Raw genomic sequence first — 10897 nt, forward strand, 5'->3', positions numbered from 1 at the left:
GCGAACTCCGCGCGGCTCGCCGCGCGGCTGGCGGGGCGGCCAGCGCCGGGGCCGGACGCCGGCGGCGGCCGAGCCCCAGGAGCGGACAGCCCGTTTCTCTGGCGCGCGGGTGCGTGCGGCTTGCGTGCTTGGCGCAGCCGGGCGCGCAAGGTGCCGCGCGCCGGCTGGATATTGGGAACGGTGAAGATCTACCGCGGCCAGCTGGGGCGAGCAGTCCCCGCCCGCGCCGGCCGCTCGATGCGGGCGGGGTGGGCCGCCCCGGATCAGTGGTACATCTCGTGGTACGGAATCGGCCTTCCGCGTTCCAGGCGCCGGCCGGGCCCGCGGGCCCACGCCGGCGGTGGAACATGGTCTAGCGGCGAACGCCGCCGGCGCCAGGCGCGCGCCGGCGGCCGCGCCTCACTTCGAAGCGTTTCGGCGCCCTTCAATAACGCCAGCGTCGTACGCCGCGACCAATGCGGCACGGATACACCAGACGGCACAGTCGTGGAAATCCAGCCGGTCGCTGTAACGCGTTTCAAGCGTGTCGATGTTCAGATGGATACGCGCGATCGCAAACAGCAACATTTCGAATTCGCCTTTGTTCATGGGTGTCTCGGCAGAGGCCTGCCGCGGGCAAAGCCCGGGCAGGCGGGTGAATTTATCGCCGGGCGCACTGACCGGCCTGGAACGCTTCCAGCATCGCGTAACGCAACGACGCCGGCAGGACTTCAATTTCCGCGTCGGAATCCCATACGTCCGAGATCTCCGGGCCGAAGGCGTTGGCTGCGATCGCGGCCAAAATTGCATCAATCAAATATCGGGGCATGCTGATCTCCAGGTGTGCCGGCCGCGGCCCGCGGCCGGCGCTTGTGTGGTCAAGAGAGCTGCACTGCGCCGCAGTTCTCGGCCAGGCAGAAGGCGAAATACCAATTTCGGTACAGCTCGGCGAACAGGTGATCGCAATCGGCGTCGATTGCCCCAAGGAACTGACTGAAATCGTCGGCCAGCTTTGCGGAAGTCCGAGATCCGAGCGTTCCCGACGTGATCGAGAAATCGATCAGTTCCTTGAACGGGCCGTCCTTTGCCGCGATCGCGCCGTTCGTATGGCAGATTCGCGCGGCGCCGATCGAGATCGCCGGGTAATCGGCGAGCTCGGCCAGGCGCTCGCGGAAAATGTCGTGCATGACGTAGGTGCCGGCGCTGAATTCGAACGAATTCCGGTACCGATAGATACGCGCCATGTCCAGGTCGCTGGCGCGGTGCGGGAACCGCACCGCGGCGTCGAGGCGGACGCAAAACACGTCGACAGGGTCGCCGTTTTCGTTCGTGCGGGGATGGTCGAGCTGCTCGAGACCGGAATAGGCTGAAACGATCAGTTGCATGATGAATGTCCTCTGTTCGGGTCTTAGGCGGCGGCCAACGCGGCGCCGGCGACGGGCGCCGTCAGGCGCGCCTTGGCGGCCGCAAAGTAGGTCGCGTCCAGTTCGATGCCGATATACCGGCGCCCGAGCTCGCGGGCGGCAACGCACGTCGAGCCGGAGCCGGCGAACGGATCCAGTACGACGTCGCCGGGCTGCGTAAAAGCGGAAATGAGTGTGCGCAGCGCGGCGACCGGCTTTTCGGTCGGATGGTGGCGATTGCCGCTGTACGGAAACGGCATGACGTCGGCGATCGGCGCCGCCGGCGCCGCGGGCCGGCCCTTGGCGAGCAGGTAGGCCGATTCGTGCTGGTACTTCACCAGGCCGGCCTTGGACGCGTAGGACTTCGTGAAGACGAAGTGGCCGGCCACGCGAAAGCCGGCGGCTTTCCAGGCGTCGAAAAACAGGTCGACCTTGTTCCAGCCGTAGAACGAAATGCAGACGGCATCGCGTTTCAGGACGCGGAACATTTCGGCGAACGCCGGCGCCAGCCAGTCGCCGTTCACGTCGTTCGCGATCGAGCGGCCGCTCCGATCGCGAAAATTCACGAGGTAAGGCGGGTCCGTCACGATGCAGTCGACGGATTCGGGGGCGAGTTTGGGCATGGCGACCAGGCAGTCGCCGTTGTACAAATAGCTCACGGTCAGCTCCATAGAGTCGAGATAGGGGCAGCCGGAGCGATGCGGCTCGCAAACCGTGCTACCCGGAGCTGGCGAGCGCCCGCAGGGGAATGGCGGGCAAGGGGACCGTGGAATACCGGAGTGCGCGAAGCGCGCGAGGATATGCCGCGAAAGCCCCTTGCAGGAGCGGGGCGCCGTGCGACATTGGTCGCGCACGGCGCAGCGGTCCGTCCGCCAGGACACGGCGGGCGAACGTGGGCTCCGGGTTGAAAGGTCGACGGCAGTCGAATACCGGAGGAAGGGGACGGAGCTGAAGGGCGCAGCGGACCGACGGTGCTGCGTCCTGGTCATGAGCGCCGCAGCGATCTCCGATCGCGCGGCGCGATCGCGATTCCGTCAGCGCGGCCGCGAGAGCGGCCGCCGCGCAAACTCGCCCATACGACGGCCGAGCAGAGTGAGGTACTGCAGCGTCAGAACAGCGCCAACTGCTGCGGCTCGAAGCGCCGGTCTTTGCTCTGCACGTCGACGTCGCTCGCGAGCAGCTCGATCGATGCACCGTCGGAGTCCTCGACGCTCGCGTCGAGCGGAATATGCGCACCTCGCGCGGCGTCGGCCGCACCAATACGCTCAAATTCCGCACGCGTAGCGGCCAAAAGGGCACGCGTGGCATGCTCCGGCAGTACGCAGTCGGCCGACGCGTACTGGCCGTCAAAGAATCTTGTTACGCCATATCTTTCTCCGCCGCCGTGCCTCGGCCGGTATACGACCAGAGCGATACGATCGGCATCGCGCCGACCGTTGGTCCATCCCACTGGCCCGCAAGGCACTAGACCACATTCGGCGGCGATCGCCGCGCCGCGCGCGATCAGATCGGCGTGCGCCCGGTCGATGACGCGATGCAGATTGGGCATCTTCAGGAAAAGCTGATTCATTGGGGTCTCCTGGTCGTGCTCGGGGTAGCGGAACCACGACGGCCGGCTGCCCCGCAAAATGTGAGATCGCGCACCATCCATCATCACCAAGTGCGCGACGATCGGCGTCAGCTCACCGGGAACTGTCGGGACGCTCCCGCCACGCCTGCACCTCGTGAACCTTCACGAGCTCGAACGGGGTCTCGCCGTCAGGCTCGACACCAGGGTTCTCCAGAATGACGCGCAATGCATCTGCGTCGCTCAGGGCGGCCAGGGCCGTCAGAAGCTGCTCGCGGCCAGCCTTGCGCGCACGAGCCCACTCGCTCCCGTCCTCGTCGTTCCAATCCGGCACGGTGCGCAGCTGAAGGCCATACGCGCGGGCGGCTTCAATTGCGGCAGTTTCGATCGCTGTCATCATTCGCTCCTTGGGGATTCCGGTCAGTGGACATCGCGCCGTACGAACAGTCGCGCGGCCGTGGCCGAACGGGGAAAGCCGTGCACGTCGGAGGTCTCGGCAAGCATTGCGGCGACATCCATCTGCACGTTGGACCCCGAGCGAAGGCTGCCCGCCCGGTGCACGCCGATCACCTCGAGCAGCTGCAGGTTCCCCGCGCGATATCCGTCGACCGTCATCGAGGCGCGCACGTCCGGCGCCAGCCGATCGCCGTAGCGCGACGCGAGCCGCGCGAGCGCACGCTCAATCGCGCGATCGCTGAACTGTCGCGACAGCGCGATCCGATCTGCAGCGAGACGAACCGTCTGCCGGCCGCTGGACGTCAACATGAAGTGTTCGACGCGCTCGACCCTACCGCCGTCTGCCAGACGCGTGGCCTGCAGCGGCATCACAAGGCGCGCAACCTGCACGTCTCGGGGGCCGTCGGTCCATTCGATGCTCAGCTGCGTGCCGTGTTCGTTCTTCGCGACGCGCACCGCGAACGACGTCGCGGGGAACCCTTCACGCAACACGCTCTGCACCAACTGCGCGGTCTCGACAAGCGTCAGCACGTCGGCGAGCACCGCGGGCGCGGTGGCGGATTCCCGGCTGACCCGCGCGCGGACGGACTCGGAAATTTGGGTATGGCGATCTGCAATGTGATGGAACATGTTGAACCTCGAATGATGGTGGACGGGACAACGTGAGGCGAGGGCGCCGGCGGCGGCCGCCGGCGCATTCGGTTTAGCCCTTCAGCTTGCGCATCTCTTCGGCGAGCACCCACATGGCGCGATTCAGGCGGAGATCCTGATCAATGCCGGTCACACCGCGTGTCGACATCCGACGACCAGTGGCCGAGCGACCACGCAATCCGCCCTTGATCACGTTCTCCTGCACGCGCTGGAACGTAGTCCAGAGGTCGGGGCGGTTGTCTTCGGTGCGACGCGCGCGAAGCAGCTGATCCTCGGTGATCGGCGCGGGCGCTTCGGTCACGTCGTACCGGAGCGCCAGCACCGACCGCGCAAACGCCTGTTGCTCGCCTTCATCGAGCTGCACGGCTTCCATCTCGCTCTTGCATTCGCGGATCAGGTCGAACCCGTCGAGCACCTCGTGCGCGCCGTCGACGACGTGGTCGACGACGTCGCCCTTGTGCGGCACCCGGATGTCGTGCGTCGTGTCGCCGAATACGAGACCGTTCTGGCAGACGAACCGGAAGTAACCGGCCAGCATCTGGTAGCTGCTCGACCCATCGTGGCTGTTGAGGAGGATGATTTCCGGGGTTTCCGGCGACGCGACCTGCGACGCGTGACGCAGCCGGAGCATGTGCTTCGTATGCTCGCGCTTCGCGTCGACGCGCACGCGGGTCTGGCAAACCATGAAGGGCTGGAACCCTTCTGCGCGCAGCTTCGTGAGGATCTCGATGGTCGGAATGTACGTGTAGCGGTCCGACCGTGAGTCGTGCTTGTCGGCCGCGAAGATCGACGGCGCGACCTCACGAATCTGCTCATCGGAGAGCGGCGTGTTCGAGCGAAGGATCGGGGCGTTACTGCCAAACTTGGTTGCGAGTTGCATGGTTTTCTCCGTTGAAGATTCAGGTTCGATGCGGGTCGTTCAGGAATTCGCTGGCGTCCGTCAACACCAGACGACGTAGTCGTAAGCGACGGTGCGCCGGTAGTAGTTCCGTCCATCCCACGGCGTGTACGTGTATTCCATGTACGCACAGTGCAGGACTACTATCCAATGGTGCAGTCGGTTCGTTTCCATCGTGACCTCCATCTGCGGTTGGTTTGCTCTTCAGGCCGACCGGGACCCAAGATTCCGAGTCCCCACGTAGGGGTTGTGCCGGTGCTGCCTGGACTTCGGCAGAACTGCTGCCGCCAGTCCCCTGAGTTCGTCGTCCCGCGACTGAAGGAGCCTGCCGGCGGGCGTGTTCAAGAGCGGTCGCAAAGCCGCACGCGGAGCGCAGCCCGTAGGGCGAGCACCGAACGGGTGCCGCGGCCGGCGAAGCGGACCCTTGAATGCGAACGACGGTGGGCTACGGTCGCGTTTGGGACGGCGAGCTCAGGGGCTGGCGGTACGCGAAAAGTTGAGACAGCACCGGCTCGCCGCGCGGCGAGCGCCCAATCGGGGCGGAGCCCCGGCTGTATAGGGGGTATCGGGTTTGCGTCAGGGATTGAAGCCCGAAGGGGGCGAGACTCGCGCTGCGAGGCTCGACGCGCAGCGCGAAAGCCCGGCCCGTAGCGAAGCGAAGGGAGGCGCCCAGGGCCGACGGCAAATCCCACACGAACGCGTGGAACGGGGAGCGCGGCGGCAGAAGGCATGTGGATACGCGAAGCAGGGCGAGCTCGCCGGCGGCGAGCGCCCCCTCTCGCGGCCCCAAGGCCGCGAGACTGGATAGGCAGGTCCGCGTGTCGCGGCATCAACGCGACACGCGGTTGCGCTATGCTTTGGTGTGATCGTGTGAAATCAGAGACGAGTCGATGCTCATTCGAGAACAGGGACGCCTCATCAAGGTGCTGCGCGTCGAACCTCCCACACCGCCCCGGACCAGGGGGCGTCGGCGCGAACACGTGCTCGGCACGTTTCGCGCCGACGGGCCGATACCGGCCCAGCTGCTCGATGCACTGAGCCGTGACGAGCGCAAAGCGCTCGCGCGCTGGCTCGAGGTCTACCGAGAGGGCCAGCGGCGCACGGATGCACGCACGACGCTGGCCGCCGCGCCTGCGCAGCTCGAGTCGCTCGTCAGCGCACTGGAGGTGGCGGCTGATACATTGTCGGCTGCCGAGGCGGACCACCTGTGGGCGCAACTGCAGGCGATCGCGCGAACGTTGAGGCGCGCCGGCCACCCGCGGCCGCGCGCGGCACGGCGGCCGCCGGCGCCGATACCCGGGCAGCAAGACTTCTTCGGCGACCTAGACGAGCTCGAGCAGCTGGCTGAACAGTGAGTTCGCTCCCTTCCTCGCAAACCACCATGCATCCACACCGTATCGTCGAAGACAAAGGCCGCACGCGGATCCCGACTCAGCATCTCAACGATCAGGGGGGCCAGCGCTCAACGTGGCTGCGCTGGTGTCTACGCGCGCTCCGTGTCTTCAGAGCAGCACCCAAGGCCCATTGAGAGGCTTGACGAAAGATCGCCATGTCGAATCGACGCGGACCTTCATCACGACGACACCAGCAGTCCGCGCATGCGAAACTCGCCCGTACCTTGTTGCTGCCGATGGCCCCACGCGCCGATGGCGAATGCCGCGAGGACGAACGCGGCAGATAACACGAGTGTGATGGGATTCATGGTTACGCTGCGTTTCGGTGACGACAACCTGGCGCATGAGCGAAGAGGCGCACTGCATCTCGGGTCGTCTTGGGCGTTCTGGCAACAGGGGCAGAAGCCCTGATGCGAGCGTGCGCCCTATCGCCATGCCGATCGGTACGGTGCCGTACCTCGATCGCGCGCGCTGCGCTTGCGTGACCGGATAGCGAAATATCGGGCGATCCGGTGTTTGAACGACGTGCAGCGCACCACGGAACGCTTCCCGGAGACTGTTCTTCAGCGTACCGACTCGACGAGCCCGCGCGATGCACGATGACGTTCGTCACGTTCTTCAGCCGGGAGCGGTTAATGAAATATCCGATCTACATCACACAGCATGGGCAACCCCGCTATCGCGGCGCGCTTCCGGATTCTCCCGAGGTCGGTGTGGAGGGCGACTCGTATGGTGAGCTTCGATCCGAATCCCGTGTGCTGCGTTTCATGGAAATGCCCGTGTTCAGATTGGGTGAAACCGCTGTCGACGTCCGGGGACGCCGGATCGCGCTCGCGCTGCCGCGATTCACGAGCGCTCGCGCCACGATATCCGTGTTCCGGGCGCGGTGATTGAGATGCGTCAACCGAGCCGGATGCGGCAGGTCATGCCGGTGCGTATCGCGCGCGGCTTGACACAACTTAAGCAGATCCGCGGCTTCGTGCGCTGCAATTCGGGCGCGCGCGCGGCCCTGTAGAGCGGGTGCGACGCCGAATGGGCTTGATGTGCGTCAATGTGCCCGGTGACCCGAAGGGCGAGATTGATCACGGGAACGGCCACGACGAAGCGCGGCCGCCACGACTGCCATCCGAGGAGAACCGATCATGGGCAACGACTTTCGGCAGGGAGCGCGAGCAGAAGAGTCGCAGCGCGTATTGGGCGGCGACGACGTCGGCCTTCGGCAGTATATGCGGCACATCTACAACTATATGGCCGGGGGCCTGGCGCTGACGGGCGCCGTTGCGTACTTCGGCGCATCAACCGGGTTTTACCGGTCGATCGCCGGAACGCCCCTCTTTTGGGTGGTACTGCTCGCACCGCTGGCACTGGTCATGTTTCTGAGCTTCCGCATCGAGCACATCAGCTTCGGCGCGGCGCAGATCAGTTTCTGGGCCTACGCCGCGCTGGTCGGGCTCTCGCTTTCCGGCATCTTCCTCGTGTATACGGGCGAGAGCATTGCGCGCGTGTTCTTCATCAGCGCGGCCACGTTCGGTGCAACGAGCCTCTATGGCTATTCGACACGGGCCGATCTCTCGCGCTTCGGCTCCTTTCTGTTCATGGGGCTGATCGGCATCATCATCGCGGGGTTCGTGAATCTCTTCCTGGTTTCGTCGGCGCTGCAGTTCGTCGTTTCCGTGATCGGCGTGCTCGTGTTCACGGGACTCATCGCGTACGACACGCAACGCATTAAGCGTATCTACATAGCGGGCGAAGAGGGCAAGATCGCCGGCAAGAAGGCGATCATGGGAGCGCTTGCGCTCTATCTCGACTTTCTCAACCTGTTCCTGATGCTGATGCGGCTCTTCGGCAGCCGCCGCAGCTAGGCGAGCGCTTGCGGATCGGGACAGGGAGCCGTGCGGCGGGCCCCGGCGGGATCACCGCCGGAGCAAGCTGGGGCCGGGATGAATCTGGCCCCGCCGCCCGCCACCGGTCGCACATCACGTCGGTTTGGTTTTAACGTTGACGCCGCCCGACGCCTCGAGCGCGGCGAGTCGGGCATCAACCGATCGAAGCAGACCAGCTGCGGCGAATCGCTCCTACTCATATGGAAGGTATCAACTTGCGCGGCACCTTCAATTTCCCAGTGGCGCCCTATGCGAAGCGGATCCTGCCGAGTACCGCGGCCGACAACGCCATCGCGTCGTCCAGTCAGCGAGCCTAACAAGAAGGCCCTTTCGGGGCTGCTTGCAAGCTGGCAGTGATGGAATTTCGGGTCGACACAACCTGCCGACAAAGACCACGACCCGTCAAGCAAGGGGGTAGACAGTATCACGTTGATTTATATGGATATTTATTCGGGCCGCAAGACAAAGCCTTACTGGGCCTAAAGGCGGCTGACCGGAAAAATGCGCGGAAATTAAGGGCACCCCTTTTGCCACGGACTGCCGGGCGCGATGAAGGCCGGGCCGATTTCAGCATCTCGCAGCCAGCGCATGACCTTGGCAGCGGTAAATTCGGCGCCGTTGTCCGACCGAACGAATGCGGGCTTGCCGTACAGCCGCATCAGTCGCGACAGCGTCAGAATCACATCCTGCGACCGCAGGCTGGCGTCGACCTCGATCGCCAGGCACTCGCGGGTGTATTCGTCGATCACGCAAAGCATCTTCAACGCCCGCCCATCCACCAGTTGATCGTGCACAAAGTCGTAACTCCATACCGAATTGGGTTGTGTCGCACCGGGCAGGCGAATGTCGTTACCACAACGACGACGGCGAGGACGCCGCCGCGGAATGTTGAGCTGCAAGGCTCGCCACATTCGCCGCACGCGCGATTCGCCCAGCGCCAGCCAAGCCGACATCCGCCGGTAGCCGAAGCGCGGCACTTCCTGAGCAGCCGCGATCAGTCGCTCGCCCAGGCTCCGATCCTTCTCCGGTTGCTTGAGCGTATAGGTTGCCACCCGGCGACTCAGCCCCAGGTAGCAACATGCCTTGCGTTGCGAGAGCCCCCGCCGAGTCAGGACTTCCAGCGCTTCGCGCCGGCCCGTCGGGGTGCTCATTTTTTTCGGCTGAATTCCTTCAGGCCGTCGATCACCAGCATCTGCTCGGCGATCAGGCGCTTGAGCCGATCGTTCTCCGATTCCAGCTCCTTAAGTCGACGCGCGTCAGCCACGTCCATCCCGCCGAACTTGTTGCGCCAACGATAGAAGGTCTGTTCCGAGATGTTGTGGCGCTTGCACAGATCCTTCACCGGCTCATCCCGGCTCTCGGCCTCTCGCAAGATGCGGATGATCTGCTCGTCGGTAAATCGCTTCTTCATCGAGTTCTCCTTGCCTCTAGGATAAAAGAGAACTCACTTGCCAAATGGCTACAAGAAACGCCTCAGGTCATCAGCGGCTGGACGATCGGTGTCTGCCGTGTACGCGACAAGTGGGTCGTCGAGCTATGGGATGGAACATCTCTCCATGCCACCGTCGACTCGCCGATCGCGGCCGCCCGGCTTCATCGGGAAATCGTCGCTGGAGCGAACTCGAACACACGCGACGATGTCGACGATCAGCACGAGATTTCAAGCTGATGAGGTCGAGTGCCCGGCAGCGGCCGGGCCCGGCACGTCAATTTCCGCGGCGTTATTCCGCGTCCGAAATCAGAAATCGATTGCGGTTCTTCGCATCAGCAATCCAGTGCGGTGCCTTCCCACGTCCGCTCCAGGTGGCACCGGTCTTCGGATCACGATACTTCGGTGCGATCGGGGCACGTGCGCTCGGCGCTGCTGCACGCCGGCGACCGAAGAGTTGGTCGGGCGTGATGCCGTATTCGGCGATCTGTTCGCGAATCGTGGTGATGACGCTGTCAAGCTCAGCAAGCCGCGCTTCTTCGGCTTGCCGTGCCAGCGCCTCTGCTTGGGCCTTCAGCTCGAGATAGGTAGCCATAAATGTGGAAAAGTTTCCTTTGAGAGATAGCTCCGGAGAGAGCGGTTCATTATATCCGCGCGCCAAAGCGGTTTATGTCGCTTCGTGAGTCGAGCGTCCCTTATTTCACTTTAGAAAGTGCGGCAGCAGTGTCGCGAGGCCGCCGACCATACCGACAATCCCGGCGGCTATTCCAGCAGTCCGATTGATCCTTCCAAAAAGATAGATAAGTGCTGTGACAACAGCGATCCAGGCAATGCCGTAGCCCAAGATCTCCAGCAAACCTGTTCCGGGCGAGAGAATGCTCCGAGGTTCCAATTCCATGTTGCCCACCTTTTTGATAGCAATCCGAACTATTTTACATAACTAAACTTAACGAACTCGTACATTGTAGTAGCTTTATAAAAATGTCGTGTTCTAGCCGTTTAGAAATGTCGCGTTTCGACCTCGATATGCTAGCTGGTTCCCCGTAAGACCACGAGCAAACCGCGAAGACCCAGCCGAAGGCCGCCTACGACCTCGGCCTGCGCTATTTCCGCGGCGACGGCGTGCGCCAGGACAGCTACCAGGCCCTCAAGTGGATGCGCGAGGCCGCCGAACGCGGCGACCTGAACGCGCAGAAGGCGCTCGGCAGTTTCTACCTGTTCGGCCTCGAGGAAATGG

15 protein-coding genes and 2 pseudogenes are annotated in these 10897 nt (G+C 63.9%); 4 read left to right on the forward strand and 13 right to left on the reverse strand.

The annotated features are described in order from the left end of the window. Positions 1–399 precede the first annotated feature (399 nt). From KPB06_RS03420 to KPB06_RS03460, 9 genes are all read right to left on the reverse strand, one after another. Positions 400–588, reverse strand: coding sequence for a DUF6900 domain-containing protein (locus KPB06_RS03420; protein WP_041489708.1), 189 nt, complete (start codon positions 586–588; stop codon positions 400–402). Between the two features lie 52 nt (positions 589–640). Then, complete coding sequence (locus tag KPB06_RS03425; protein ID WP_166488174.1) at positions 641–808, reverse strand: hypothetical protein; 168 nt, start codon at positions 806–808, stop codon at positions 641–643. A 49-nt stretch (positions 809–857) separates the two neighbouring features. Next, positions 858–1364: a hypothetical protein gene (locus KPB06_RS03430; RefSeq protein WP_011695191.1), complete on the reverse strand. Its 507-nt coding sequence runs from the start codon at positions 1362–1364 to the stop codon at positions 858–860. A gap of 23 nt (positions 1365–1387) precedes the next feature. After that, positions 1388–2041, reverse strand: coding sequence for a DNA methyltransferase (locus tag KPB06_RS03435; protein WP_038740883.1), 654 nt, complete (start codon positions 2039–2041; stop codon positions 1388–1390). Positions 2042–2490: 449 nt separating this feature from the next. Continuing rightward, on the reverse strand, positions 2491–2952 hold the full coding sequence (locus KPB06_RS03440) for a hypothetical protein (protein ID WP_011695189.1): 462 nt from the start codon (positions 2950–2952) through the stop codon (positions 2491–2493). 112 nt (positions 2953–3064) lie between these two features. Beyond that, on the reverse strand, positions 3065–3346 hold the full coding sequence (locus tag KPB06_RS03445; protein WP_240690349.1) for a hypothetical protein: 282 nt from the start codon (positions 3344–3346) through the stop codon (positions 3065–3067). Between the two features lie 23 nt (positions 3347–3369). Next, positions 3370–4035, reverse strand: coding sequence for an LPD29 domain-containing protein (locus tag KPB06_RS03450; protein WP_011695187.1), 666 nt, complete (start codon positions 4033–4035; stop codon positions 3370–3372). A 73-nt stretch (positions 4036–4108) separates the two neighbouring features. Beyond that, positions 4109–4936, reverse strand: a complete 828-nt coding sequence (locus KPB06_RS03455) for a DUF932 domain-containing protein (protein WP_011695186.1) — start codon at positions 4934–4936, stop codon at positions 4109–4111. A gap of 60 nt (positions 4937–4996) precedes the next feature. Further along, complete coding sequence (locus KPB06_RS03460; protein WP_256868957.1) at positions 4997–5128, reverse strand: hypothetical protein; 132 nt, start codon at positions 5126–5128, stop codon at positions 4997–4999. 716 nt (positions 5129–5844) lie between these two features. Here KPB06_RS03460 and KPB06_RS03465 point away from each other — a divergent pair. Then, complete coding sequence (locus KPB06_RS03465; RefSeq protein ID WP_011695185.1) at positions 5845–6309, forward strand: hypothetical protein; 465 nt, start codon at positions 5845–5847, stop codon at positions 6307–6309. 218 nt (positions 6310–6527) lie between these two features. Here KPB06_RS03465 and KPB06_RS03470 read toward each other — a convergent pair whose 3' ends face one another. After that, positions 6528–6656, reverse strand: a complete 129-nt coding sequence (locus KPB06_RS03470; RefSeq protein ID WP_256868958.1) for a hypothetical protein — start codon at positions 6654–6656, stop codon at positions 6528–6530. A 291-nt stretch (positions 6657–6947) separates the two neighbouring features. On the opposite strand from KPB06_RS03470, the gene KPB06_RS03475 reads away from it, so the two are divergent. Both KPB06_RS03475 and KPB06_RS03480 read left to right on the forward strand, forming a co-directional pair. Continuing rightward, positions 6948–7238, forward strand: coding sequence for a hypothetical protein (locus KPB06_RS03475; RefSeq protein ID WP_041489706.1), 291 nt, complete (start codon positions 6948–6950; stop codon positions 7236–7238). Between the two features lie 252 nt (positions 7239–7490). Further along, the gene (locus KPB06_RS03480) at positions 7491–8210 is read left to right on the forward strand and encodes a Bax inhibitor-1/YccA family protein (RefSeq protein WP_011695182.1); all 720 of its coding nucleotides are present in this window, start codon (positions 7491–7493) and stop codon (positions 8208–8210) included. Positions 8211–8752: 542 nt separating this feature from the next. Here KPB06_RS03480 and KPB06_RS03485 read toward each other — a convergent pair. From KPB06_RS03485 to KPB06_RS03495, 3 genes and pseudogenes are all read right to left on the reverse strand, one after another. Further along, positions 8753–9642 (reverse strand): annotated as a pseudogene (locus tag KPB06_RS03485) (IS3 family transposase); the annotation flags it as partial. Between the two features lie 310 nt (positions 9643–9952). Continuing rightward, on the reverse strand, positions 9953–10255 hold the full coding sequence (locus KPB06_RS03490; RefSeq protein WP_011695180.1) for an H-NS histone family protein: 303 nt from the start codon (positions 10253–10255) through the stop codon (positions 9953–9955). Positions 10256–10360: 105 nt separating this feature from the next. Beyond that, on the reverse strand, positions 10361–10558 hold the full coding sequence (locus KPB06_RS03495) for a hypothetical protein (protein ID WP_041489705.1): 198 nt from the start codon (positions 10556–10558) through the stop codon (positions 10361–10363). Between the two features lie 155 nt (positions 10559–10713). Here KPB06_RS03495 and KPB06_RS03500 point away from each other — a divergent pair. Then, positions 10714–10897: pseudogene (locus KPB06_RS03500) on the forward strand (sel1 repeat family protein); the annotation flags it as partial.

Origin of the sequence: Burkholderia semiarida (assembly GCF_029268935.1) — a bacterium.
GTDB classification, from domain to species: Bacteria; Pseudomonadota; Gammaproteobacteria; order Burkholderiales; family Burkholderiaceae; genus Burkholderia; species Burkholderia semiarida.

What these genes read in the sequence shown, in the direction of transcription:
- KPB06_RS03425 (WP_166488174.1), bottom strand. Translation starts at nt 808, where the DNA reads ATGCCCCGATATTTGATTGATGCAATTTTGGCCGCGATCGCAGCCAAC.
- KPB06_RS03475 (WP_041489706.1), top strand. Translation starts at nt 6,948, where the DNA reads ATGACGTTCGTCACGTTCTTCAGCCGGGAGCGGTTAATGAAATATCCG.
- KPB06_RS03465 (WP_011695185.1), top strand. Translation starts at nt 5,845, where the DNA reads ATGCTCATTCGAGAACAGGGACGCCTCATCAAGGTGCTGCGCGTCGAA.
- KPB06_RS03480 (WP_011695182.1), top strand. Translation starts at nt 7,491, where the DNA reads ATGGGCAACGACTTTCGGCAGGGAGCGCGAGCAGAAGAGTCGCAGCGC.
- KPB06_RS03430 (WP_011695191.1), bottom strand. Translation starts at nt 1,364, where the DNA reads ATGCAACTGATCGTTTCAGCCTATTCCGGTCTCGAGCAGCTCGACCAT.
- KPB06_RS03470 (WP_256868958.1), bottom strand. Translation starts at nt 6,656, where the DNA reads ATGAATCCCATCACACTCGTGTTATCTGCCGCGTTCGTCCTCGCGGCA.
- KPB06_RS03445 (WP_240690349.1), bottom strand. Translation starts at nt 3,346, where the DNA reads ATGACAGCGATCGAAACTGCCGCAATTGAAGCCGCCCGCGCGTATGGC.
- KPB06_RS03495 (WP_041489705.1), bottom strand. Translation starts at nt 10,558, where the DNA reads ATGGAATTGGAACCTCGGAGCATTCTCTCGCCCGGAACAGGTTTGCTG.
- KPB06_RS03420 (WP_041489708.1), bottom strand. Translation starts at nt 588, where the DNA reads ATGAACAAAGGCGAATTCGAAATGTTGCTGTTTGCGATCGCGCGTATC.
- KPB06_RS03460 (WP_256868957.1), bottom strand. Translation starts at nt 5,128, where the DNA reads ATGGAAACGAACCGACTGCACCATTGGATAGTAGTCCTGCACTGTGCG.
- KPB06_RS03455 (WP_011695186.1), bottom strand. Translation starts at nt 4,936, where the DNA reads ATGCAACTCGCAACCAAGTTTGGCAGTAACGCCCCGATCCTTCGCTCG.
- KPB06_RS03440 (WP_011695189.1), bottom strand. Translation starts at nt 2,952, where the DNA reads ATGAATCAGCTTTTCCTGAAGATGCCCAATCTGCATCGCGTCATCGAC.
- KPB06_RS03450 (WP_011695187.1), bottom strand. Translation starts at nt 4,035, where the DNA reads ATGTTCCATCACATTGCAGATCGCCATACCCAAATTTCCGAGTCCGTC.
- KPB06_RS03490 (WP_011695180.1), bottom strand. Translation starts at nt 10,255, where the DNA reads ATGGCTACCTATCTCGAGCTGAAGGCCCAAGCAGAGGCGCTGGCACGG.